The 24,050-nt window shown below is 67.1% G+C and carries 18 protein-coding genes; 6 read left to right on the forward strand and 12 right to left on the reverse strand.

What is annotated here, in order from left to right:
* From A3ES_RS48800 to A3ES_RS52210, 3 genes are all read right to left on the reverse strand, one after another.
* Positions 1 to 263, reverse strand: a 263-nt coding sequence (locus tag A3ES_RS48800) for a DUF222 domain-containing protein (protein WP_040455840.1), incomplete at its 3' end; no start/stop codon positions are given.
* 133 nt (positions 264 to 396) lie between these two features.
* Complete coding sequence (locus A3ES_RS0129270) at positions 397 to 1,722, reverse strand: FAD-binding oxidoreductase (protein WP_020390404.1); 1,326 nt, start codon at positions 1,720 to 1,722, stop codon at positions 397 to 399.
* A 1-nt stretch (position 1,723) separates the two neighbouring features.
* The gene (locus A3ES_RS52210; RefSeq protein WP_237745085.1) at positions 1,724 to 2,395 is read right to left on the reverse strand and encodes a DoxX family protein; all 672 of its coding nucleotides are present in this window, start codon (positions 2,393 to 2,395) and stop codon (positions 1,724 to 1,726) included.
* Between A3ES_RS52210 and A3ES_RS55620 the strand changes: the two genes are divergently transcribed.
* A complete protein-coding gene (locus A3ES_RS55620) occupies positions 2,384 to 5,518 on the forward strand; it encodes a LuxR C-terminal-related transcriptional regulator (protein ID WP_202806611.1) in 3,135 nt (1,044 codons plus the stop codon). The genes A3ES_RS52210 and A3ES_RS55620 overlap by 12 nt on opposite strands.
* On the opposite strand, the gene A3ES_RS48810 is transcribed toward A3ES_RS55620, so the two are convergent.
* Positions 5,496 to 6,752: an alpha/beta fold hydrolase gene (locus tag A3ES_RS48810; RefSeq protein ID WP_020390407.1), complete on the reverse strand. Its 1,257-nt coding sequence runs from the start codon at positions 6,750 to 6,752 to the stop codon at positions 5,496 to 5,498. The genes A3ES_RS55620 and A3ES_RS48810 overlap by 23 nt on opposite strands.
* 270 nt (positions 6,753 to 7,022) lie before the next feature.
* On the opposite strand from A3ES_RS48810, the gene A3ES_RS0129290 reads away from it, so the two are divergent.
* On the forward strand, positions 7,023 to 7,805 hold the full coding sequence (locus A3ES_RS0129290) for an alpha/beta fold hydrolase (RefSeq protein ID WP_020390408.1): 783 nt from the start codon (positions 7,023 to 7,025) through the stop codon (positions 7,803 to 7,805).
* 187 nt (positions 7,806 to 7,992) lie between these two features.
* On the opposite strand, the gene A3ES_RS0129295 is transcribed toward A3ES_RS0129290, so the two are convergent.
* The gene (locus tag A3ES_RS0129295; protein ID WP_020390409.1) at positions 7,993 to 9,747 is read right to left on the reverse strand and encodes a bifunctional metallophosphatase/5'-nucleotidase; all 1,755 of its coding nucleotides are present in this window, start codon (positions 9,745 to 9,747) and stop codon (positions 7,993 to 7,995) included.
* 155 nt (positions 9,748 to 9,902) lie between these two features.
* A complete protein-coding gene (locus A3ES_RS0129300; protein WP_020390410.1) occupies positions 9,903 to 12,881 on the reverse strand; it encodes an AfsR/SARP family transcriptional regulator in 2,979 nt (992 codons plus the stop codon).
* Between the two features lie 57 nt (positions 12,882 to 12,938).
* Between A3ES_RS0129300 and A3ES_RS0129305 the strand changes: the two genes are divergently transcribed.
* Positions 12,939 to 13,970, forward strand: a complete 1,032-nt coding sequence (locus tag A3ES_RS0129305; RefSeq protein ID WP_020390411.1) for a questin oxidase family protein — start codon at positions 12,939 to 12,941, stop codon at positions 13,968 to 13,970.
* Between the two features lie 3 nt (positions 13,971 to 13,973).
* On the opposite strand, the gene A3ES_RS0129310 is transcribed toward A3ES_RS0129305, so the two are convergent.
* The 6 genes from A3ES_RS0129310 to A3ES_RS0129335 form a co-directional block, all read right to left on the reverse strand.
* Complete coding sequence (locus A3ES_RS0129310) at positions 13,974 to 15,545, reverse strand: FG-GAP-like repeat-containing protein (RefSeq protein WP_020390412.1); 1,572 nt, start codon at positions 15,543 to 15,545, stop codon at positions 13,974 to 13,976.
* Between the two features lie 107 nt (positions 15,546 to 15,652).
* Positions 15,653 to 15,868, reverse strand: a complete 216-nt coding sequence (locus A3ES_RS55140; protein WP_020390413.1) for an NPCBM/NEW2 domain-containing protein — start codon at positions 15,866 to 15,868, stop codon at positions 15,653 to 15,655.
* A gap of 99 nt (positions 15,869 to 15,967) precedes the next feature.
* Entirely contained in the window at positions 15,968 to 18,019 is a 2,052-nt protein-coding gene (locus tag A3ES_RS0129320; protein WP_020390414.1) for an alpha-galactosidase, read from the reverse strand.
* On the reverse strand, positions 18,016 to 18,840 hold the full coding sequence (locus A3ES_RS0129325) for a carbohydrate ABC transporter permease (RefSeq protein WP_020390415.1): 825 nt from the start codon (positions 18,838 to 18,840) through the stop codon (positions 18,016 to 18,018). The genes A3ES_RS0129320 and A3ES_RS0129325 overlap by 4 nt, the downstream gene beginning before the upstream one ends.
* Positions 18,837 to 19,667 (reverse strand): carbohydrate ABC transporter permease, encoded by an 831-nt coding sequence (locus A3ES_RS0129330; protein ID WP_202806613.1) that lies wholly within the window; start codon positions 19,665 to 19,667, stop codon positions 18,837 to 18,839. Before A3ES_RS0129330 ends, A3ES_RS0129325 begins: the two co-directional genes overlap by 4 nt.
* A 119-nt stretch (positions 19,668 to 19,786) precedes the next feature.
* Positions 19,787 to 21,067, reverse strand: a complete 1,281-nt coding sequence (locus A3ES_RS0129335) for an ABC transporter substrate-binding protein (RefSeq protein ID WP_020390417.1) — start codon at positions 21,065 to 21,067, stop codon at positions 19,787 to 19,789.
* A 210-nt stretch (positions 21,068 to 21,277) separates the two neighbouring features.
* Between A3ES_RS0129335 and A3ES_RS0129340 the strand changes: the two genes are divergently transcribed.
* The 3 genes from A3ES_RS0129340 (at position 21,278) to dgoD (ending at position 24,049) form a co-directional block, all read left to right on the forward strand.
* Entirely contained in the window at positions 21,278 to 22,000 is a 723-nt protein-coding gene (locus A3ES_RS0129340; RefSeq protein WP_020390418.1) for an SDR family NAD(P)-dependent oxidoreductase, read from the forward strand.
* 139 nt (positions 22,001 to 22,139) lie between these two features.
* Positions 22,140 to 22,907 (forward strand): FadR/GntR family transcriptional regulator, encoded by a 768-nt coding sequence (locus A3ES_RS0129345; RefSeq protein ID WP_237745087.1) that lies wholly within the window; start codon positions 22,140 to 22,142, stop codon positions 22,905 to 22,907.
* Positions 22,904 to 24,049: a galactonate dehydratase gene (gene dgoD / locus A3ES_RS0129350; RefSeq protein ID WP_020390420.1), complete on the forward strand. Its 1,146-nt coding sequence runs from the start codon at positions 22,904 to 22,906 to the stop codon at positions 24,047 to 24,049. Before A3ES_RS0129345 ends, dgoD begins: the two co-directional genes overlap by 4 nt.
* The last annotated feature ends 1 nt before the right edge of the window (position 24,050 follow it).

A 24,050-nucleotide genomic window follows, 5' to 3' on the forward strand; every position in this document is an offset into this window, starting at 1 on the left:
AGGGCGGCGGCGACGGCGGGGTACTTGTGCAGGTTCTTGGCGAAGTTGACGCGGCGGTGGGCCTCGGCCGGGTCGAGCCGGTACCGGACCGCGATCATCCGCGCGGTNTCNGTGGCACCGATCTCCTTCGCGTGACCNGTCTCCTCCATCCGGCCCAGCAACTCCGCCCCGTAGGCCTCCAACGCGGCGACCTGCTCATGCACGGCGTCGTAAGCCGACAGCAGTTCGCTGCCGCTCATCAACACCGCTGCACGATCGTCCATACCGCTAAGGCTAGACGAGGCCGCCGACAGTTTCTGGGCCTGAATCCCCTTATCCACAAGGGAAAACCTCACACTCAGGAAACGCGGGAAAGCAGTAGGTTGGTTGGGCGATCCCCGGGAAGCCGGCGGGACTTCACGGGCGGATGTTGAGGGTGTGGTGGAAGACGTTGGTGGGGTCGTACTGGCGTTTGATCGCAGCCAAGCGGGTCAGGTCGGCGGTTGAGTAGGCCCGGCGTACTGCAGTGGCATCGTCGTCGGAGATGGTGTTGACGTAGGAACCGCTGGCGAAGGGTTCCAGGCCGGCGGCGTAGGTGCGGGTGGCGCCGACTCTCGTCTCGTCTTCGGCTGCGTCGGTCCAGCCGGCGGAGGTGGTGAACTCCAGGAGGGCGTCGCGGTGGCTGTACGCCGAGGCGCCGGGCGGTACGTCGGCCATCGCGCCGCCGTTCAGGGTCAGGCGGGCACTCATTTCGTTGCCTGGAGCAAGGAAAGCGTCGATCGCCTGGTCGGGGAACTCGCGGAGGTAGAGGCCCTTGCAGTAGCGGCGGAGCGCATGTTGCTCGGCGTCGTCGTCACCCATCTGCAGGTCGAGGTAGCTGAGCTCGCGGGCGCGCTGGGCGACCGGCCGGCCGATTCCGGAGTACGACGGGAGCAGTTGCCGGCCCTCGTCCGGATCGCCGACCCAGACGAATCCGATACTCGCCATCCGGCGGCCGCCGAACTCGTCCCACTGGCCGACTCGTGCCACCGGGGTGGCCCGCCGCGGGGTGTCTGCGAACAGGTCTCGCCAGGCGCGGAGCGCAGTACGGGCTTCTTTCAGTTCATAGTAAAAGTCGGCGACGAAAGCCTGGGTGCCGACTGGATGCAGGTGGAACTCGAATTCGGTCACGACGCCGAAGTTCCCGCCACCGCCGCGGAGTGCCCAGAACAGGTTTGGGTGGTTGTTCGCGTCGACCCTCAGTACGTCGCCATCGGCGGTGACCAGCTGGTATGAGGCGACGTTGTCGCAGGTCAGACCCAGTTGGCGGCCAAGCCAGCCAGTGCCGCCACCGAGGGTGAGACCGCCAACGCCGGTGTGGGATACGTTGCCGGCCGTCGTTGCGAGACCGTAGCGCTGGGCTGCGATGTCGAGTGCGCCCAGGAGGGCACCGCCGCCGACCCAGGCTCGGCGGGTTCCTGGGTCGACGCGGACCGTCGCCAGCCCGGACAGGTCGAGCAGCAGCCCGCCTTCGACCACCGGGAGGCCGAGGAAGCTGTGCCCTCCGCCGCGTACTCCGATCTCCATGCCGGCGTCCCGGCCGTACCGGATCGCTGCTACGACGTCGGCCGTGTTCGCGCACTTCGCGATCAGTGCCGGGCGCCGGTCGACGATCGCGTTCCAGACCGATCGGCCCGCTTCGTACCCTTCGTCTTCGGGGTGAATCAAGACTCCGTCGAAACCACGGATCAGCAAGTCGGTCATCTCAGCCCTCCGCCCGGATGTGCTCACCGGCGACCTCGCGGCTCTCCGAGCGGATAGGTCCACCGGTCTCCTCGCGGCTCTCCGAGCGGATGCGTCCACCGGTCCCCTCGCGGCTCTCCGAGCGTCGCAAGCCGCCGACCAGCCTGGCGAGCTGCTCGCGGATCGCCGACCGGCGGAACCAAGCGATCAGCCCGGCAGCTAGTAGGAAAGCGAACGCCACCACAGGTGAGTAGCCGAGGACGAACACGTTGGTGACCACGGCGCCGGCCATCACGCCCGCCAGCCCGAGCGCGGCGAGACCGCACAACCGCGGTACGAGCAGCCCAAGCGCCCCGGCCACCTCGAGTACACCGACGACGTACCGGAACCAGTGGCCGGCGCCGATCTCGGTGAACATGGTGACCATCGCCTCGTTGCCGGACAGCTTCAGGACTCCCGCCATCACGAACTGTGAGGCCAGGATCAGTTGCAGGATCCACAGCGCGACCGTGCCCGGCCGTACTTTCCTGGTCCGCGTTGCCGTACCGATGGTGCTCATCTCGTCCTCCTGGTGGGTTTGGTTCGGTACGACGACGATCCGCCCGCGGGCACGACCCCGGCATCCGTGCTGACCACGGATACGGCACGGATCCAGCACGGATTCGGCACGGAAGGACCACGGATGGGTGATCATGGGCGGATGGTCCCCGACGGGCAGGTGGAGATCTCGGCCCGCGAGGCTGAGGTCCTCGACGCGGTCGCCGACCACCGCTCGAACGCCCAGATCGCTCACGCTTTCCACATCTCGATCCGCACGGTGGAAAGCCACGTCTCATCACTCCTGCGCAAATACGGCGTCACCGACCGCCGCCAACTTGCAGACCTAGTAGCAGCATCCCGAGCCCGCACCCCCGACCCCGCGGAAGGCGACGAGAGCAGCGCAGGCGCAGTAGGTGCAGGGGCTGCAGGCGCAGGGCGTGGAGGCGGGGCGGGGCCGGGCGCGGTAGGCGCGGGGCCTGGAGCCGGGGCGGGCACGGGCGCGGGCGGTGCCAGCGCTGCAGGCGCGGGCGGGATGAGCGCCGGCTGGGTGGGCGTAGAGCGCGCAAGCGCAGCAGGGGCGGGCGATGCAGGTGCGGGCGCGGCAGGCGTCGAGTATGGAGCCGGGGCCGGGGACCGCGCGGGCGCGGAAGGCGTAGGTGGAGCCGGGGTCGGCGTGGGTGCGGGTGGCGTGGGTGGGGGTGTTGTTGGGGTGCCTGGGGGGCGTACTTCGTTTGTGGGGCGGGGGGCGGAGAGGGGCGTGGTGGGTGGGGCGTTGCGGGTGGCTGGGTTGGTGACGGTGGTGGGGCCGGGTGGGATGGGTAAGACGCGGATGGCGGCGGTAGTGGCGGGGGCGGTTGCTGAGCCGGGTGCGTTTGTGGATCTGGTGCCGGTGCGGGAAGGGCTGGTCGCGCGGGCGGTGGCGACCGCGCTCGGTGTCACGGAGCGGCCTCCGCAAACTCTGGAGCAGGCCTTGGTTGAGCGGCTGTCCTCAGGCCGCTCCTTGCTCGTGCTCGACAACTGCGAGCATCTCGTGGCCGAGGTCGCCGACCTGGTCGAGTTGTTGCTCTCCGCATGCCCGGATCTGAGCGTGCTCGCGACCAGCCGCGAGCGCCTCGCAGTACCGGGCGAACGGGTGGTGCGACTCGAACCGTTGCCGGCGGCATCCGACGGCGTACAGCTGTTTCAAGATCGGGCAGAAGCCGTCGACTCCTCCTTCGCCGCCGACGCGACCGACATTGCGCGGCTCTGCGAGCAATTGGACGGCATGCCACTGGCAATCGAACTGGCCGCAGCCCGTACGGCGTCCCTCGGGCTGGACGGCCTGCTTGCCCTCGACAACCAATTGCGGCTGCTGTCCGGCGGCCGCGGCGCCAACCCGCGTCACCGTTCCCTGAGCGCGGTGATCGGCTGGAGCCACGACTTGCTGGACGATGACGAGCGACGGCTCTTCCGTCGGCTCGGCATCTATCTGAGCGGCATCGACCTGGACGCCGCCTTCGCCACCAGTCCGGAGTACTCGCGAGGCGAGATCGCCGACCTCATCGGCCGCCTCACCGACAAAAGCCTGCTGGTACGCCGAGGCGCTCGCTGGCGCCAACTCGAAACCGTCCGAGCCTTCGCTCTGGAGCAACTGGAGGCCGCCGGCGAGACCGCCACCGCCCGCGAACGACACCTCCAATGGGCCGCCGCCACCGTCGCCAAACTGGAGTCCCAGCTAGACGCGCCAACTGGTGAGTGGCGCACGCTGTTCGGCGAGGTAGTGGATGACCTGCGAGCAGCTCTGGCAGGAACAGTCACAGCGCCAGACCCGACGGCGCATCGACTGGCTCGCTCATTGGCACATTTGGCCTTTGCCAGCCAGGGATTCGTCGAGGCGGTCGACCACTACCGAGCGGCGGCTGAGCGGGCGGAGGATGGAGTGAGCGCGGCGCGGGATCTGAGTTCCGCGGCGGATACCTCGCTCATCCTGTCCGACGGACCGGCCACCGTCCGGTACCTGCTGGAAGCCGCCGAGCTATCCGTTGCTGATGGCAACGTCCGGTCAGCGATGCTGGCCTCGGCGGTGATCGCGATCAACCGCTACCCCGCCGGCTCGATGTACAGCATGCCGCGGAACGAGAGTGCTCAGATGCTCGCTGACGCGCGCGCAGCCGGCGACGCCGCACGCGTTCAGCGCCTGGCGGAAACGGCGGCCAGCCGGCAAGCCGACGACGATCCTCATGTGGCAGCGCTCTTGGCCACGGCCGAAGCCTGGGAGCACGGCGAGCGACGGATCGGCGCGGACGCCGCCCTCGCCCAGAGCGCTGTGGATGCCGCCCGCCGATCCGGCGACCCGGTCCTGATCGCCGGTGCGCTCGACGCCCTCTGTGTTGCCGCAGGCAACGCGGGACGGTTGCGCGAGGCCCGCAAGTACGCGCTCGAAAGACTCGACCTGGTCGCACCGCTGCCACGCCATGAGCCTTATGCGGCAGCCGAGATCGTCGACGCGTATCACGTGGCCGCGACCACAGCCGTTGCTACGGGCAACCTGCCCGCCGCGCTACCGGAGTACCAGAATCTTCCACCGCTGATAGCCAGCGCGGGCGAGGCGGCCGGTGATCTCCTGGCCGGTGACCGCTCGTATCTGTGGCTGCCCCGAGTGATCCGTCTCAGCGGGCTGACCGGGCGGTTCGACGAATGCATCGCCGACGCCGACACGCTCTGGGCTCGGTGGGAGCGAGCCGGTTCGCCACCCCAGGAGTGGATGTCGTCCTCTCTGGCGGTGGCGGCGATGGTCCATGGTCTGCGGCGGGACGGCTCCTTCGAGATCTGGCAGCAGCGCGCACTCGAAATCGCCCGCGCCGGACGCGACACGACAGCACCCGTGCTGAGTGCCGTGGCCGCGTTCGCCGACGCCCGCGTCGCGGTGCACAACAACACTCCATCCAGGGCGCTGGTCGAGCAGGCCTTCGCAGAGTTCGCCGAACTCTGGTGGGCGCCCTACGCCCACGCCGCCGGCGCCGAACTCGCGGTCGTGGCCGGCCTCCCCGATGCCGATCACTGGCTGAAAGCCGCCGCGACGACCGCAGCCGAAAACAACTGGGCCGAGGCCTGTCTTCTTCGCGCTACTGCAAGGCTGTCCGGCGACACAGCTGACCTGCAACAGGCTGCAGCGCGCTTCGCCGAGATCGGCGCCCGCTTCGAACACGCCTGTACTTTGCTACTGATCCCCGGCCATACCGACGAGGCCCTGGCCATGCTCAACGAGCTGGTCGTCAGCCCGCCAGATATCGGTTGACCGCGGCCACCATCTCTGGAATCCGTTCGTCGTAGACACCGTGCGCGCGGCGATCGACTGTCTTGAGAGTTGAGTTCGGCAACTTCTGGTGCAGGGCGCGTGCCCAGGCGACCGGGATGCTGTCACGTTCGGCCTGGACGATGAGCATCGGAGTGTTGTTGCCGATGGCAAGTTCAGGCTCGGTCGTGTGGTCGGTCCAGAACGCGCACGGCAGGATGGCGACGGCGAACAGCGGCTGCGTCACGTGATCACGTTGCACATCCCGCCAGTACTGCGCTGGGCCGCGCGGCCAGCCGTTGTCGTTGCAGGTGTAGGACAGCGACGCCGCGGCGAAGCGCGACAAGTTCGGGTTCGTCTCGTAGAACTGCTGCAAGAACCCCAGCAGCTCTTCAGCTGGCTGGACCGGCTTGCCTGCGGCCGCATCGACGAGCGTGCGCACGTTGCGAGCCATCAGCTCGCGATCGCTCTCGTCTTCGAGCGCCGACTGCAGAACCCAAGGCATCGTGGCTGAACCGATCCGATACTTGCCCACCACAACGGGCCGCCGGCTGTGTACCAACGCTGTCACCTTCGCGCGAACCTGCATGCCGGTCCGGCCGAGGTGGTACTCGTCATCACGCCAGGCCGCCCAAGCGGCCCACTCATCGAAGGCCGCCTCGGCGCCGAGCCCCGTCGCAAGATGCCGGTACTCCGATCCCTCGACGTCCGTGACGCTGTCGACCACCATCCGGTCCACCCGGGATGAGAAGAGCTGGCTGTAGACGACGCCGAGATCGGCACCCCACGAGACGCCGTAGTACGAGAGCTTCTCCTCCCCCAACGCGGCGCGGATCGCGTCCATGTCCCGCGCGACCGCACGGATGTTCGCGTGCTCCAGCAAACCCGGGTTCTTCGCTCTGCACGCAGCGGCGAAGGTGGCGGCGTGACGGCTCCCGAAGACGAAGTCACGGCGGGTGATCGATGAGCGGTAGAGGTCGGTCAATCGGACCGGTCCGCAGTCGAGGGGCTTACTTCGGCCCATAAATCGTGGGTCGAACCCAATCAGGTCGTACTGCGAAGCCACCTCGCCCAGCAACGGTCGCAAGTCGAGCGGGTACGCCAGGCCGGGGCCACCTGGGCCGCCCGGGTTGGAGAGCAGGACTCCACGCCGCTTCGCCGGGTCTGCCTTGATCCGCGAGATCGCGATCTCCAGCGTGCGCCCGTCGGGATGCAGATGGTCCAGCGGGACGCGCACGGTAGTACAGGTTGCTCCTGCTTCGTCGAGTGCTTTGCCTTGTTCATCGCCCGAGTCGGTTTGGCACTTGTGCCAGGCGAGTCGGCTGCCGGGTGCGCGGGCCGGCGTACGCAGTACCGGTTGGGGCTAGGAGGGCGAGCACTAGTGCAGCCAAAGTCAGTCGTCGCATGGCTTCGACGGTAGGAAAGTAGAGCCGGTGGCGCGCGTGCCTGTGAGCCCGAATTGAGGTAGCTTCCGCGCTACCACCGTCTACGAGGGGAGCTGGGGATCATGGGTGAATACGTGCAGCTGGGTGCGGTGAAGACCTGGTACGACGAGCAGGGTGAAGGCGAGCCGCTTGTCTTGATGCACGGTGGTCTGGTGGATGCGCGGTTCTTCGCGGCGAACACCCCTGCGCTCGCCGAGCACTTCCAGGTCTACGTACCGGAGCGGCGCGGACACGGGCACACCCCGGATGTCGAAGGACCGATCGGCTACCAGGTGATGGCCGACGACACGATCGCGTTCCTGGAGACAGTGATCGGCCAGCCGGCCGATCTGGTCGGGCACAGCGACGGCGCCGTCACCGCGCTACTGGTTGCGATGCAGCGGCCCGAGCTGGTGAATCGGCTGGTGCTGATCAGCGGCGGCTTCAACAAGTCCGGCGAGGCGGGCCCGGAGATGGAGTGGGACGTCCCGGCGATCACGCAGTTCCTCGGCCCGGCGTACGGCGAGGTCTCGCCCGACGGGGAGGACCACTTCCCGGTGGTCGCGACGAAGATCGGGGAGATGGCTGCGAAGGAGCCCGACCTGCAGGCGTCCGAGCTGGCCGCGGTGACGGCTCGCACCTTGATCATGTTCGCCGACGACGATCTGGTGACGCTGGCCCACTCGGTCGAGATGTACGACAACATCCCGAACGCCGAGTTCGCCGTTGTCCCGGGCACCTCACACTTCCTCGTCCAGGAGAAGCCCGAGCTCGTCAACCAACTCGTGCTCGACTTCCTCACCAACGACCCCGTTCCCACCGTCGCCGGCATCCGCCGCCCGCCCAGCTTCCCCGAGGATGCCTAGGCACTCGACAACGCCTAGGCACTCGACAACGCCTGGGCACTCGAGAACACGTCGGGCGCCGCGAATGCCATGGGGTGCCGGACCGCCACCACTCACAAACGTCACCCGATCAGGTGAGCTCCCACCTGAGCGCAGTCGCTCGACCGGCTCGCAGCATGGTTCATGAGTGGTGGCGGTCCGGGAATCTCTAGCCCTTGGCGATCATTCGCGTCAGGGGCGCTGGGGTCAGCGTGCGATGTGCGCGGAGGTACGCCGCGAAGGTCTCATGGTCGGTGTTGTTCCGGACCGGGTTGGTATAAGCCTTGAAAGCTGAGTAGCCGTCAGCACCGATCACGGTGTAGGCGAGCGCCGCGACGCGATACGTCCGCGCCGGGTCGAGTGGCTTGCCGTCGATGGTCAGGGTGCCGCGGTCGCCGACCGGTTTCGTGGTGTCGAAGGTATAGCTGGCATTGGCCGAGATCGCCATCGGCGCGAACTTGGTTGTCCCGTCCGCCTGCTTCTGCCACTGCTGTTCCAGTACTGCGTCCAGCTGGGCGCCAGTCAGGCTCACCGTGAGCACCGGATTGCCGTACCCATAGGCATCCCACGATTCGCCGAGCATGACCTTGCCCTCGGCATCACCAGGTTTGGGGCCCTTGGCAACCAGCAGATCACCACGGAGCGCAGTACTCCCGGTGGCCGGCTTGGCGGCGATCAGCCCGAGATCGGCCTTACCCTGCTGGCGCGCGGTCCAGAGGTGGACGTCGGCCGCGAGGTCCGCGAGGGTGCTCTCGCCGTTCGCGTTCGCAGTACGGGTGAAGTCGCCGGTGATGGTGGCCACCTGCTCGGCGTACTTGCGATCGCCGGCCGCGGTCCAGTAGTCGACGATCTTCTGGATCTTCGGGTCGGGAGCCACATCGCGTGTGACGGCGTGATTGGTCGAGGTGGTCTGGTCGCGCAGGACTTCGCCGGTACGCCGGTCCAGCTGGAGGTTGATCTCGTTGATCAGCCGGCCGTGGTTGGCCGCCTCGACGACCGGGCGCGGATTGCCGGCGGGATCCGGGATGCTGCAGTTGAACGCGGCATGCCAGTGACCCGTCACGATCGCGTCGATCTGCGGGGTGACCTGCTTGGCGAGCTCGATCGCGGGACCGGTCGGGTTGACGCAGTTGTCGTACGTCGAGGAGGCGTCGGTACCGCCGTCGTGCATGTTCAGCACGATCGCCTTCACGCCACGGCGGGTCAGCTCGGCGGCGGCGGCGTTCGCCGAGGCGATGGAGTCCTTGGCTTTGAGGTCGGGCTGGTACGACGTGGAGCCGACCGGGGTGTCCGGCACGGTCAGGCCGATGAAGCCCACGGGGTACGAGCGATCGCGGTCGCGGACCCAGCGGATCTGGTACGGCGCGACGATCGTCCTGCCTTTGGCGTCGACGATATTTGCGGACAGGAAGCCGAAGTCCGCGCCGTGGAAACGCCGGCCGGTGGAGTCGATGAAGCAGCTGTCGACGCCGGGTTTGCCGAAGCATTTGCCCTTGGCCATGTGGTCGACGAGGAAGCTCTTGGAGACGTCCAGCTCGTGGTTGCCGACGCTGGTGAACTCGAGCCCGAGCGCGTTCAGTACCTCGATGGTCGGCTCGTCGGCGTGCGAGTCCACCTCGAACGGCCAGCCGGAGAAGTTGTCGCCGTCGGCGAAGAAGATCGAGTTCCGGTGACCGTCGCGGATGCTCTTCAAATGCGTCCCCAGGTACGCCGCTCCGCCCACGGTGACCGGTTTGCCGTCGGCGCCGGCGATGGTGCCGCCGTCGGCCACGGACGGTGGGCGCAGGTAGCCGTGGAAGTCCGTGATCGACACCAGCTGGACTCCGACGGTCGAGGGCGCGGATTCCTGGGCCGCGGCGGTCGCGGCACCGAAGGTGGTGAGAGCGAGAGCAGTGAGAGCGGCGAGCGCTCTTGGGCGGGTCATTCTGCGCACAAGTGTCTCCTCAGGTGCATCGGCAAGCACTTACCAACACCTATAAGCCTGGCCCAGAATGAACAAGATGTCACTACCAAACGGCAGATCCGAGAAATCCGAAGGAATTTGCCGATCCGGCGCCTGCCGTCACGTGAGATGCGCGATCAGGCGAGGGCTGCGGCCAGCCGGGAGGTGATGCGGTTGACGTCGTAGCGTTCGGCGGGTGGGAGTGGGGCGTTGACTGACAGGCGGAGGCGGGTGGCCTCGGCTAACAGGCGTATGGCCTCTTCCGTGTCGCCGGCGAGCGAGTGTGCGCCCGCCAAGCCCTCATGCGCTAAGGCCAGTGCGCGTGGGTCGCCGACTGCTTGGGCTGCGGCTAGGCCTTCGGTTTGGAGTCGGAGGGCCGTGGTTGCGTCGCCGCGTTGTTCGGCGATGAAACCCAGCTCGGCCAGGACGAGCGGGACGCCGGGTTGGGCAGGGAGTTGCCGAAGCCAGTCGAGCCAGCGGCGCAGGTGATGCTCAGCCTTGTCCAGTTGACCCGCGCGGCGGGCACCCAGACCAAGCCCGAGCTCGGCAAACTCCTCCGCCGGTTTGTTGCCCTGCTCGGCGGCAAGCCGCATCGCTCGGCTGTGAAGCTCTTCGGACGCGTCGAAATCCTTGCGCAGCAAGGCGATCCGCCCAAGCCCTGACAACCGAAGCGACGCCTCACCCCACAGTCCGAGCTCCTCCGCCATCCGCAGCCCGTCCTGATGAAGCCGTACGGCGCGGTCGTAGTCGCCGGAGATCTCAGCCAGTTCGGCCAGGCTGTTCGTTGCCTTCAGCAATCCCCAGCGATCGCCCAGCTCCCGGAAGATCGCCTCGCTCTCGGTCGCATCACGCTCGGCCTTCTCCAGCTCACCACTCGCCCGCCCCAACGTCCCCCGAACACTCAACGCAGCAGCGATCCCCCATCGATCGTCAGCTTCCCGGTACTCCGAGAGCGCCTTGTCCACGACCTCCACAGTCGCGGCAACCGCTCCCCCACGATGCGCGAACCCAAGGAACCAATGCGCCCTGATCCGTTTGTCCGCAGCCATCAGCGTGCGAGCGGCCGCAGTACGGGTCGCGTCGTCGCCGAGCAATCTGATACCCGCCTGCCAGCCGACAACTCGTTGCTGACGGCCCTCATCTCCTGGCGACGCCAGTGCTGCTTCGAAAGCCCGCCCTGCCTCCGCCACACGTCCCCGCAAGAACCAATACCACGCCAGCGCATCCACTAGCCGCAGCGCCAGATCCCCCTCTCCCAGCCGTACTGCGTCGTCGAGCGCACCCCGCAGATTCGGCGTCTCCACATCCAGGCGCGCGAGCCACTCGCGTTGCGCGTGCCCGTAGAGGTGTGGTTCGGCGCGTTCGGCCAACTCGGCATACCAGCGGATCGCCGCGAGTTCCACTTCCTCCGCCTCACCCGCTTCGCTCAGCCGCTCGGCGGCGTACAGCTTGACCGACTCGAGCAGCCGGTACCGCGGGCCCTCGACGACCGTCACCAGCGAGCGATCGACAAGCCGGCCGAGCAGTTCGATGTCATCGCCGACCGCGTCGAGACTCCAGCTGTCCGCGTGGACGGAGAGACGGCGGAGCAGCACCTGCTCGGGCTCAGTGAGCAGTCCCCAACTCCAGTCGACCATCGCGCGGAGAGTCTGCTGCCGAACCGGACCGTCCCGCCGCCCAGCCGGCAACCGGAACCGGTCATCGAGTCGAGCCGCCAGCCCCTCGATCCCCAGAGCGCGAGCCCGAGTCGCAGCCAGCTCCAGCGCGAGCGGAAGCCCATCCAGCCGTCGACAGATCGCCTCGACGGTCACCACTTCGTCGCTGCTGCAGGCATACCCAGCCGCTGCCGCGCGTGCCACAAACAGCTCGGCTGCGCTGGCCGGTTCCAATGGCGGCACCGGAAACTGAAACTCCCCAGTGATTGCCAGGGGCTCCTGACTCGTTGCCAACACCACCAACTTCGGTGCCTTGCGCAACAGCTCCGCGACCACCTCGACCACGGGCGCGATCAGGTGCTCACAGTTGTCCAGCACAACCAGTACGCTCTGGTTGCTGAGAGCATCCATCAGTAGGTGCTCCCGGATTCCCAGCGCAGTAGCGATCGCCTCAAGCGGAGTACCGGCTGTGGAAGCGAGCTCAACCAGCCAGACGCCGTCACCGAACTGGTCGCCGACCTCTCGAGCCGCGGCGAGTGCGAGACGGGATTTGCCGACTCCGCCGGGACCGGTCAGCGTGACGAGGCGACGGGTCTTCACGAGCTCGGTCACGCTGCCGAGTTCCGTTTCGCGGCCGATCAGGTCGGTCAATGGTTCAGGGAGGTTCGCCCGTCGGCGGGTCGAAGCAGGCGCCGCGTCGAGGCTGTCGTCTTGACGAAGGATCGCCGCTTGCAGGCTCTGCAACTCCGCCGACGGATCCAGACCTGCTTCGTCGCGAAGCTGGTGCTGCAGCAACCGATAGCTGTCGAGCGCCTCCTCGTGACGACCCGCCCGATAGAGAGCCGTCAGGTACGCCGCCCGCAGCCGCTGGCGTAGCGGGTGCTGCCGGACCAGATCACCGAGTTCGCCGACCAGCAGGCCGTGCTCCCCCAGCGCCAGCCTCACCTCGGCCAGCGACTCCATCGCGGCCAGCCTCTCCTCCTCCAACCGGTCGGCCGCACTCATAGCGAAAGCCTCGCCCGCGAAATCGGCGTACGCCGAACCGCGCCACAACCCGAGAGCCTCGGTCAGGGACGCGGCCCGGGTCGGCAGGTCTGCGTTTGACCCAGCGAGAGCGCGGAAACGCACGAGGTCGGTGGACGCCGTGGGAGCCCCAGCGCCAGAGCGGGTGGCAGTCCGCAACAGGTAGCCCGGCGACTGCGAGACGATCAGGCCGCGAGCGCCCGGCTCAGCGGCATCGAGCGTGTGCCTGAGCCGCGACACCCGAAGTTGCAGGGCATTGCTCGGGTCGCGAGGCTGCCGCTCCGGCCACAGATCGCCGATCAGGCGATCCGCGGGAACCACCCGTCCCTCGTGGATGAGGAGGTCGGCCAGCAGAGCGCGCACCTTGAGCTCCGGGATCCGCACCGGGACACCGGAGTCCGTCCAGACCGCCAATGGCCCTAGCACGCCGAACCGCATAGCGCCCACAGTAAGACCTACAGGGGATCTACAGGCGGATTCGGGAGACTACGAGGTATGAGCGACGGAATCCTGAACGAGGCCTATGAGCGATTCGCGCGAACCGGGCCCGAGTGGGGCGAGAACACGCTGACCAATCACGGCCCGATGGCGGTCGAGGTGCTGGTACGCCGCGGGCTCGCCGACGAGGTCCACGGCTGGGTCGACCAGTACGTCGGCAAGCTCAGCGAACTCCCCTCGGTCAGCGACCGGCTCACGGATGCCACCTGGATGGACGCGTTCGGTGACGGCCGCCGGATCGGCGACTGGTCCGCGTACTTCGAGGAGCAGATGCGCGAGCACGCGTGGCGCGAGGTGCTCGTCACCTGGTGGCCGCGGCTGCTGCCTGGGATCGTGGCCGGCGCGACTCATGGGGTGATCCGCGTCAGCCACGCAGTACGGACGTTGCTGTCTGGTGACGAGAGTGCGCCTGCAGTGACCGAACTGGCGCATGGGCTGGCGTTCTGGGCGGCTCGAATGCGTGCTGTTCCGCAGGCTGTGGATCCGGCTGGATCGCTGGAGATGGAGCAGGCCCTCGACGCGATCCCGCGGATTCCTTCTCAGCAAGGCACGGTGGCGATTCGCTTCGGCCAGCTCGCCGAGATGCCGACCTGGCCGACCTCGCTGCGTTCCTTGCGTGCGGCAACCGACCCTCAGGATGTCCAAGCACAGTTGGCGGATCTCGTCGCCGGGGCGGCCGCTCGATACTTGACGCATGGGCACGGGAGCCCGGTGCTCCTGGTCCACACCGCGACGGCGCCGAACGCAGTACTGCACACACTGCCGGTACTTCCGCAGTCGCTGTGGGCGCCGAGTCTGTCTGCGGTGTGGGCTGCCAGCGCGGCCATCACCTCGGCGTACGCGCCGCCTTCCGGGCTGCCGAAGGACGAGCTGCCGGCAGCGCGGAAAGGCGATTTGATGCCTTGGGCAATTGAGCACGGCGACGAGCACGTGATCAAGTTCGCGGACACCGCCCTCGACGCCTACCGCCACTCGGGCGATTCGGATGTCCTGGCCGCTGCCCAGCGCGTCGGAGACCTAATCAAATAAGTCTCAGCTGTTCCAGCCGCTGCCCTGTTTCGAGCGGGCGCCGAGGCCGCTGGCCTTGCCGGAGTACAGGTACATGTCGCCGCTGGAGTTGATGACGGTGATGAGGTCGGGGATCTTGTCGCCGTTCATGTCACCGACGCCGGTCAGCGAGCGCAGTCCGTTCCAGCCACCAGTTCCGATCTCGACCCGGCTGGTGCCACCGGCAAACGTCAGTCCTTTGTAGAGCCATAGCTTGCCGGTCTTGGAGTCGACGGCGACGAAGTCGGCCTTGCCGTCGCGGGACAGGTCGCCGATCGCGGCGAGCTTGGTCATCGACGTCCATTTCGTACCGATCTGCTTGCGCGGACCGAAGCCGTTCGCCTTGCCCGGGTAGGCCCAGAGGGCGCCGGTGGACTTCTGGATCGCGATCAGGTCCGGGTGCGAGTCGCCGAGGACGTTGCCGATGCCGATCAGGTCGCGCATGCCGGTCCAGCCGCTCGCGCCGATCTGGATCCGGGTCGTGCCGGCCAGGCCAGGACCCTTGTACAGCCAGAGCTTGCCGGTCGACTTCTCGACCGCCGCGACGTCAGGGACCTTGTCGCCGGTCAGGTCGCCGACGCCGGCCAGTTCGGTCATCCCGTTCCAGCCGTTGCCGATCTTGACCGCCTTGCTACCGCCGTCGAACGCACCCTTGCCGTTGTTGGTGTACCGGTACAGGTTCCCGGTCGGCCGGTGGACGGCGATCATGTCCGCGAGACCGTCACCGCTCAGGTCGCCGGCGTTGGTCAGGTCGGCGTCGGAGTGACCTGCCAGGTACGACAGGCCGTACTGCTGCATGGTCGCGTTCAGCGCGGCCGCGCTCAGCGTGTGGGTGCCGCCGGTCGGCTTCCACGGATCCCAGACCGTCAGCGTCTTCGCGGCCAGGTCGTACCCGTAGATCAGGATGGCGTGCCCGAAGTGCCCGGTCATGCCCTTGTTCCAGGGCAGTTTCTCCATCCAGACGCCGATCTTCGGCGCCTTCTTCAGCGTGCCGATGTCGTACGCCGCCCAGTTGAGCAGGTTCGTCGCATTGCCAGTGGTGTCGGCGTCCCAGACGGAGTACGCGAGCGGGTTGATGTAGCTGTTGATGACCGGCAGGGCCGTCTTGTCCCAGGTGCCGGACGTCGTCGTGCCCATCTTCTTCGCCAGCGTCTCCTGGGTGACGGTGACGCCGAAGGTGCCGAGGCTGACCGCGCTCGACGCGGGCACGCAGTTGTAGTTGGTGCTCTGGTAGACGCCCTTGATCGACAGCTTGGCCTTGGTCGGCGCGGCCGCTGCGGCGCGGGCGACCTCGGCTGACGTCCTCGGCCGCGCGGCCGCACCGGGGCGCACCAGCTCGGTCGATGCGGCAGCCGGTCGGACCAGACCACTCGCGCCGTTCGGGGTGGCGGCGGCGAGCTCAGTGGTGCTCAAGGCAACTGAACCGTTTGCGGGCGGCAACTGCTCTGCCGAGGGCTTGTCGGTATCCGCGGTGGCGGCATGGACGACGCCTCCGACGACAAGTCCCATTCCCACGAAGACGGCCGTGCCGAGCTTCCACTGACGACGGAGTTTCATGCACTGTCCCTTGCACCTTTGGCGGATGTTCGAGGTCCACCCAAACACACAACAGGGGCAGACCTCGACGCGGTCTGCCCCCTGCTACCTGGCTAGTTCACGACAAGTCAGCAAGCAGCCGTTGGAGCGGCCCAGTCGGCGCGGTCGTTGTAGCCGCCGTCGCCTGCGTCGCCGACCACCAGGTCGAGCACGCGAACCCCGGTGAGCCGGCGTAGTACCGGACCAGCGACGGCGACGCGACTCCGATGCCGGTCGGGCAGGTCTGGCTGCCGAGGCCGCACTTGCCGGGGATGAAGGGGCCAGGCGTCGGTGTAGATGCCCACCTTCAGACCCTTGCTGTGGATGTAGTCGACCAGCGGCTTCAGACCGCCGAGCAGGGCGGAGGGTCGTTTCGCGTCTTCATCCTTTGGCTGGACGGAAGGTCAGTCGACAGCGGTGACGACCCAGCAGGACGAGTCAGTCGCGCCGCCCCTCGGATCTGGGACGCCGACCCGGATCAAGTAGCTGCCCGGGTGGACCTCTTCTCCTACCCGGTAGTTCTTCGTGGGATCCAGCCCCACGAGGGGAACCCTGCGGGCGCGCGTCGGCATGCTGGCTCGCACGGCGAGGTCACCGGTGTCCCACAAGAACACCACCGCGCGGTCGGCGCCGACGTACTGCAGCCCGACGGTCGTACCCTCACCGAGCCAATAGACGTTGCCCAACGCAACAACATTCCTGATCTCCCGGTACTGCGCGACGTGGCCGGCGGCCGCGGTCAACTGCTCGTCGCTCCAGTTCGTGAGGTCGCCGCCGATGCCGAGCCCACCCGACATCGCCAGGTGGAACCGGAAGTCCAGCGAGCGTTCGCGGCCGTCGACGGTGCCGGCCTCATCCGTCACCCAGGAGCTCATCAGGTGCGGCGAATAGCCGCTGAGGAAGCCGCGCTGGATCCGCAGCCGATCCAGTGGAGCCGTGTTGTCGCTCGGCCAGAGCGTGTCGACCCGCGCCGCCATTCCGAGGTCGACCCGCCCACCGCCACTGGCACAACCCTCGACGAACACCCCGGGATGATCGGTCCTGAGCCGCTCGAGGATCCTGTACAGATTGGCGACCACGCTGCCGTCGAGATCACGCCCGCGAACCTCGCCCGCATCCAGCCGAGCTCGGTTCGCATCCCACTTGAGGTAGCTGATGTCATAAGAGGACAGCAACCGGTCCAGGGTCTCCCAGATCCAGCCCGCCACGTCTTCCCGGCTCAGATCCAGTAGAAGCTGGTTGCGCACCTGCAATGGCTCGCGGTCTTCCGTCCGCAGGATCCACTCGGGATGTTTGGCGGCCAGTTCCGAGCCGGGGTTGACCGACTCGGGCTCCACCCATAGACCGAAGTCCAGGCCGAGGTCACCGAGGTCGGCGATGAACGCAGTGAGCCCGTTCGGGAAGGCTGCGGGGTCGACTTCCCAGTCCCCCAGCCCAGAGGTGCTGTCGGTACGTCCGGTGAACCAGCCGTCGTCGACCACGAACGTCTCCACCCCCGCCCGGACCGCTCGACGGGCCAGCTCGAGCTGCTGATCGGCCCGGACATCGAACTTGGTCGCGTACCAGGAGTTGTAGACGACCTTCCGCGTCAGCTCCAGCCGCTCTCCCGCGAGGGATCGCTGGTACGCGTGGAACGAGCGAGCCAGCCCGTCGGAACCTTCGGCGCTACAGGCGCCGACGGCCACCGGCGACACCCACGACGATCCCGCCTCGAGCGTCAACCCGAGAGTGGATGGAAGCCGTCCGGTCTGGATCCGGGTTTGCCCCATCGTATCGACGTCCGCGCTCAGCTGCCAGGAGCCGGACCACGCGAGCTGCACGCCCCACGTAGTACCGGCTGGGTCGCGGGTGTCGGCAACCGACAGGAAGGGTGAATAGGAGTGGCCGGTGATGCCCTGCCGGCTGTCGATCGTGAAGCGACCTCGCCGCATACTGACAGAGGCCTGCTGGAACTCGCTGTTCCACTCGCCCCACAGATAGCGGATCACAGCGCCGTTGTCGGTAGGCACCACGAACGCGGCCGAGTCGTGGTGGTGCAGCGTCAGTTCGGTTTCCCCGTCGTTGTGGATCGAGACCCACCGCTCGACGACGTCCAACTGCGCAAGCATCCGGTAGTGCAGGATCAACCGGAGCGAGGTCAACGGATCGACGAAGATCAGGTCCAGCGTGCCATTGCCTTCCACGGAATCGACGAAGACCGGGCGCGACTCGTCACTGCCGGCCGGACCGCTGACCACGAGCTCGGTCGGATTGGCATAGCGGACCCCGCGGACGGCGTACTCCAGTGGCTCGGTGTCAGCCTCGGTGAGGAAGTCGAGCCTCCCGGTCGGTGAGAGATTCGAGGGACCGTCTTCAACGCCATGCGGGCCCCAGGCAAGCAGCTGCGCCCACTGCTGATGATCGGGCACTCCGACGACATACGACGTCGTTGCGCCACGCAGTGTCCATCGCCTCATTTGACCGCTCCAATCGCCAAACCCGACACGAAATGCTTCTGGAATCTCAGGAACACCGCCAACGTGGGGACGGCTGCGATGACGGTGCCGGCGGCAATCACGTTCCAGGACGAGACGAACTGACCCTGCAGGCCGAGCAGTGCAGGCGTGACCGGCATCTTCTCGCCGGACCGGATCACCGTGATCGACCAGAGCAGGTCATTGAAGATCCAGGTGAACGACAGCGCCCCGAGCGCCGCCAGCGCAGGCCTGGTCAGCGGCAGGATCACACTGGCATAGATCTTTCCCGGTCCAGCACCGTCGATCGTCGCCGCTTCCTGGATCTCTCGCGGCAGGTCCCGCATGAACCCGTGCAGCACGAACGTGTAGAAGCCCAGGCCGAAACCCACGTGCACCGCGATCAACGCGATCAACGTGTCGAAGTACCCGGTCAGCTCGACGAAGCGTGAGATCGGGATCAGCAGGATCTGTGGCGGCAACAGGTTGCCCATCAACATCAGCAACAGGACGGTCCGCCGGAACGGAACGTTGTACCGCGCCAGCCCGTACGCCGCCATCGACGCGAACCCGAGGCTCAGAACCACCGCCGGGATCGTCACCACCAGGGAGTTGATCAGCGCGCGGAACTCGTCCGCGTCCTGCCAGGCCGACTTGTACGTCGAGAAAGTGAACGAGTGCGGCAACGACCCCAGCCCGTTGGCGGCCACGTCGTCGAAGCTGCGGAATGAGATCACCACGACCCAGAGGATCGGCGCGATCCACAGAAACGAGACGAGGCCCATCGCCAGGTGATAGCCCGACGTCTTCAAACGCTGCGTCATGTCTCCTCCCGGAAAGCGCGGATCAGGTAGCCGAGGATGACCGCGAGCGCGAGGATGAAGATCACCACGGCGATCGCGGAGGCGTAGCCCAGCTGGGTGGACTGGAACGCGGTCGAGTACATGTAGGTGCTGAGCAGTTCGGACGAGTGGTACGGCCCGCCCCTGGTCATCGACCAGACGATGTCGAACGACCGGAGCGAGTCGATCACGATCACCGACAGCACGACCGAGTTCACGCCCTTCAACTGCGGGATCGTGACGTACAGCGTCCGCTGCCAGGCTGAGGCTCCATCGACCCGGGCGGCTTCGTAGAGAGCCGGGTCGACCGCCTTCAGCCCGGCCAGGTAGAGCACCATCACGTAGCCGATCTGCCGCCACAACGCGGGCAGGATCACGGCGTACAGGGCGGTGTCGGGGTCGGCGAGCCAGGGCCGGATGAAGTCGCCCAGGCCGACCCCCCGCAGTACGGAATCGACCAGGCCGTCCGGCTGGTAGAAGACGCGCCAGATCAGCGCGGTCACGACCAGCGAGAAGACGACCGGGGTGAACAGCGCGGCCCGGTAGATGCCGACGCCGCGGCGCTCCTTCTGCAGCAGGAGCGCCATCCCGAAGCCGCCGATGACACTGAGGCCACCGAACAGGACGAGCCAGATCGCGGTGTTCTTCAACGCCGTCTTGAAGATCGGGTCGGAGAACATGTCGTGGAAGTTGCCGAGGCCAACGAACGTCGGCGCCGACAGACCGTCCCAGTCGGTCAGGGAAAGCCAGAACCCCTGCAGGGCAGGCCAGAACACCCAAACCGCTTCGATCGCGAACGGAATGAACACGAACGCGAGGATCAGCGGCGACACTCGCGAGGGGCGTCGCTCGCCCGTCCGCGCCCGAGTCCCCCGCCGAGGCGGTGGACTCGGCGGCGAGTCAGACATGGTCTCGATCGCTGTCGAGGTCACGCTTTGAAGACCTTCCCGGCCGCGGCCTGCCAGTCCTTCAGGATCTGGTCGACCTGGTCCGGCTTGTCCATGAACTTGATCAGCGCGGCATCGGCGGTCGGCTGCAGCGCGTCGCTGGAGTCCCGGTTGAAGAACTGGGTCAGCTCCTTGGCGCTCTCGACCATCGCTTTGCCCTTCCGCACCAGCGGGGTGTCCGCGGACTTGCCGTCCGGGTTCGCGGGGATCACCGTCCCGGTGGAGTTCCGCACGTAGAGTTCCTGCGCCTCGGCGGTGGCCACCCAGGTGAGGAACTTCTTCACGGCCTCGGGGTCCTTCGCCCTCTTGCTGGCGAAGTACCCGTCGATCGGCGCCTCCTCGGCCACCGGCACCTCCGGATCGATGATCGGGAACTGGAAGAAGTCGATGTCGTCCGCCGCATCCTTCGGGGCTGAGTCGGCGACAAAGGCGCCGATCAGGAACATCCCGGACCTGCCTGCCAGCAACACCGATGTCGCCTCCTGGAAGGGGATCGACTTGCCCTTCGGGTCGAAGTACGGCAGAACCTCCTGCCACTTGGAGAACACCGCCTTCACCTTCGGATCGTCGAACCTCTCCTCACCGGCCAGCAGCCGGCGGTGGAACGGCGCACCGTTGATCCGGATGTTCAGGTAGTCGAACCAGGCCGACGCGACCCATGGGGTGCCGCCGGTGCCGATGCCGATCGGCGGTATGCCCTTGCTCTGGATCGTCTCGCAGACCTGGAGGAACTCCGCCCAGGTCGTCGGAGGCTTGACCCCCCACTTGGCGAAGTTCGACTTCCGGTAGTACACGCCCCACCAGTAGTAGTTGGTCGGCACGAAGATTTTCTGACCGGAATCGCTGGTGGACAGGTTCTGCATCGCCTGCGGGTAGTTCTTCATGGTGTCCCACACACTGCTGACATCCAGCAGCAGATCCTTCTTGGCATACGAGTTCGCCACGGACCCGGCGTACCAGGTGTAGACGTCCGGTGGGTTGGCCGAGGCCAGGTACGTCGGGAGCTGGGTGCGGTAGATCTCCACCGCGACGGTGTTCACCTTGACCTTGCCGCCGGTCTTGTTGTAGGCGTCGATCATCTTCGCCAGCGCGGCTTTGGTCTGCTCGGAGGAGAGGCTCGACTGCAGCGCGAGCTCACCAGTCGCCGCGCTTGCTCCTGAACCGCTTGGCGTCGAGGTCGCGCACCCCGGCACCAGCGCGGCGGCCCCGAGCACTCCGAGCCCCTTGAGGAACGTCCGTCGGTCAGCTGCCAGACCCGTCATGCCTGCTCCTGAGATCGCGGCACCGGCGGCCCGCGCCGTGCCAGTCGGGTAAGTGGTTCGTTCTGCGGAAGATCTTGCTGCCGCTGGGGAGGATCTTGCTGCGCTCCCCTGGATGTGTCAATATTAATTCGTAAATTACGATGAAATGGCTTGACGTGGTCAGATCCTCACGATCAACTTGGGCTGCATCGTTGGAGAGTTGGAGGATCCGTGCGTCTGGCAGATCGCGTCATCGTGGTGACTGGTGCTGCCACCGGCATCGGCGCCGCCTGCGTGCAGCGACTGCTCGACGAGGGAGCCTCGGTCGTCCAGGTGGATCTTCAACCCTGCAAGGAGATCGCGGGCCGGGCGCTCGCCGTCGTCGGTGATGTCTCGTCTGCCGACACCTGGAATGAAGTGTTGTCCCGCGGTCGCGACGAGCTCGGGCCGATCGACGGACTGGTCAGCAACGCGTACACGGTCGACGTCCGGCCCGCGCACGAGCTGCCGCCGGCTTCCTGGCAGCGCCAGCTCGACGTGAACCTGACCGCGGCCTTCCTCGGATTTCAGAGCTTGTATTTAGACCTGACCGCGCGTGGCGGATCCGTCGTACTGGTGTCGTCGGTGCATGCGCTGGCCGGCATCCCTGGTCATCCGGCGTACGCCGCTACGAAGGGCGCGCTGGTCGCGCTGGGTCGGCAGCTCGCGGTGGAGTACGGCGGATCGATCCGGGTGAACACAGTGCTTCCGGGGCCGGTCGACACCGCCGCGTGGGACCGTGTGACCGCCGAGGGGAAAGCTCAGAGCGCGCGGGCTACAGCGGTCGGGCGATTGGGTCGGCCGGACGAGGTGGCCCAAGCGGTGGCGTTCTTGCTTTCGGAGGAAGCGTCGTTCGTGACGGCCGCCAGCTTGGTGGTCGACGGTGGCTGGTCAGCGGTCAAGGACTCGGCATGAAAGCGCAGAGCCCGACGAAGGCGCTGGGCTCGATCAAGGCGCAAGGGTCGGCGAAGGGGCAGGGCGCAACCGAGGCGCAGGGTCCGGTGAAGGCGAGATGCCCGATGGTGAGGGGCGCAGGAGTGAGAGGACGGGCAGCGTGACGGGGATTCAGCGCGGGGTGTCGCGGGGTTTGCATGGGCAGATCGTGGAGGTGATGGCGCAGCGCATCCTGTCGGGGCAGATTCCCGAGGGGTCGACGATCAACGTGCCCGATCTGCAGGCCGACCTCGGTGTCAGCCTGACCGCGGTCCGCGAGGCGCTCAAGGTCCTGACCGCGAAAGGGCTCGTCGACGCGCGGCAGAAGCGCGGCACGTTCGTCCGGCCGCGGTCCGACTGGAACCTGCTCGATGCCGACATGATCCGCTGGCACTTCGACGACGACGTTCGGCCCGAGTTGCTGGAGGAACTGCACGAGGTGCGCGGGATCGTCGAGCCGGCCGCCGCCCGGCTGGCCGCAGTACGGGCGTCTGATGCGCAGATCGACGCGTTGGACGAAGCACTGGCAGCGATGTCGTCGGCAACCAATGACCTCGCCGCCGCAGAGGCGGATGTCGCGTTCCACAAGGCGTTGCTCGCTGCCACCGGCAACGAGCTGCTCACCAAGATGGAGGTCGTCATAGAGACCGGCCTGGCCGGTCGCGACAGGCTGGTCCACAAGCTGAAGCCCTCCGACGATCCTGTACCGAGTCACGCGCGCGTGGTCGACGCAGTACGGGCCCACGATCCCGAGGGCGCCGAGCTCGCGATGCGGGAACTGCTGGCGAAGGCCGCCGAGGACCTGTCCGCGGTCCGGAAGTCCGCGGTCCGGAAGTCCGCGGTGCAGAAGTCTTCGGTGCAGAAGTCTTCGGGCCGGAGCCGCAAGTGAAGATCGAGCGGATCGAGACCTTCCTCGTCGCGCCGCGCTGGCTGTTCTGCCGGATCGAGACCAGCGACGGCGTCGTCGGCTGGGGCGAGCCCGTGGTCGAGGGCCGCGCCGAGGTGGTGCGGACCGCGATCGAGGTGCTGTCGGAGTACCTGATCGGCCAGGATCCGCTGCAGATCGAGCGGCATTGGCAGATCCTTGCCAAGGGCGGCTTCTACCGTGGCGGGCCTGTGCTCAGCAGTGCGTTGGCCGGTATCGACCATGCGCTGTGGGACATCGCCGGGAAGGTGTACGGCGCTCCCGTCGCGGCCCTGCTCGGCGGGCGGGTGCGGGATCGCGCGCGGGTCTATGCGTGGGTCGGTGGCGATGAGCCGGCCGAGATCGCGGATCAGGTGGCCGCGCAGGTCGAGGCCGGGATGACCGCGGTGAAGATGAACGCCAGTGGGCGGATCCAGCCGTCGCCTTCGCTGGCTGAGCTCAACTCCATCGTCTCGCGGTTGGAGGCTGCTCGGTCCGTGCTGGGCGAATCGCGGGATGTGGCGATCGATCTGCATGGGCGGGTCGGGGTTGCCGGCGCGCGACGGATCCTGCATGCGGTCGAGCCGTTGCATCCACTGTTCGTCGAGGAGCCGGTGCTGCCGGAGCATCTGCAGCACCTGGCCTCGGTCGTCGAGGCTTCGACCGTTCCTGTAGCACTTGGTGAACGGCTTTATCATCGCTCTGAATTCAGCCCTGTACTCGAGGCCGGGGTGGCCGTGGTCCAGCCCGATGTGTCTCACGCCGGCGGGATCTCGGAGTTGCGGCGGATCGCAGTACTGGCTGAGACGCATGGGGCGTTGCTGGCGCCGCATTGTCCGCTGGGACCGATCTCGCTGGCGGCCAGCCTGCAGGTTTCGTTCGCGACGCCGAACTTCTTGATCCAGGAGCAGAGTCGCGGGATCCACTACAACGTGGACAACGACCTGACCACGTACGTGACCGACCCCACGCCGTTCATCTGGGTGGACGGGCATGCCGAGTGGAATCCTCTTCCTGGGTTGGGGATCACGGTCGACGAGGCCGCAGTACGCGAAGCTGACAAGAAGGGCCATGCCTGGCGCAACCCGATCTGGACGCACGACGACGGATCCTTCGCGGAGTGGTGAT

This window comes from Kribbella catacumbae DSM 19601, assembly GCF_000372465.1.
GTDB classification, from domain to species: domain Bacteria; phylum Actinomycetota; class Actinomycetes; order Propionibacteriales; family Kribbellaceae; genus Kribbella; species Kribbella catacumbae.

Coding starts and splice junctions, on each gene's coding strand:
- A3ES_RS0129270 (WP_020390404.1), bottom strand. CDS start 1,722: ATGACCGACTTGCTGATCCGTGGTTTCGACGGAGTCTTGATTCACCCC.
- A3ES_RS55620 (WP_202806611.1), top strand. CDS start 2,384: ATGGGTGATCATGGGCGGATGGTCCCCGACGGGCAGGTGGAGATCTCG.
- A3ES_RS52210 (WP_237745085.1), bottom strand. CDS start 2,395: ATGATCACCCATCCGTGGTCCTTCCGTGCCGAATCCGTGCTGGATCCG.
- A3ES_RS0129290 (WP_020390408.1), top strand. CDS start 7,023: ATGGGTGAATACGTGCAGCTGGGTGCGGTGAAGACCTGGTACGACGAG.
- A3ES_RS0129295 (WP_020390409.1), bottom strand. CDS start 9,747: ATGACCCGCCCAAGAGCGCTCGCCGCTCTCACTGCTCTCGCTCTCACC.
- A3ES_RS0129300 (WP_020390410.1), bottom strand. CDS start 12,881: ATGCGGTTCGGCGTGCTAGGGCCATTGGCGGTCTGGACGGACTCCGGT.
- A3ES_RS0129305 (WP_020390411.1), top strand. CDS start 12,939: ATGAGCGACGGAATCCTGAACGAGGCCTATGAGCGATTCGCGCGAACC.
- A3ES_RS0129310 (WP_020390412.1), bottom strand. CDS start 15,545: ATGAAACTCCGTCGTCAGTGGAAGCTCGGCACGGCCGTCTTCGTGGGA.
- A3ES_RS0129320 (WP_020390414.1), bottom strand. CDS start 18,019: ATGAGGCGATGGACACTGCGTGGCGCAACGACGTCGTATGTCGTCGGA.
- A3ES_RS0129325 (WP_020390415.1), bottom strand. CDS start 18,840: ATGACGCAGCGTTTGAAGACGTCGGGCTATCACCTGGCGATGGGCCTC.
- A3ES_RS0129335 (WP_020390417.1), bottom strand. CDS start 21,067: ATGACGGGTCTGGCAGCTGACCGACGGACGTTCCTCAAGGGGCTCGGA.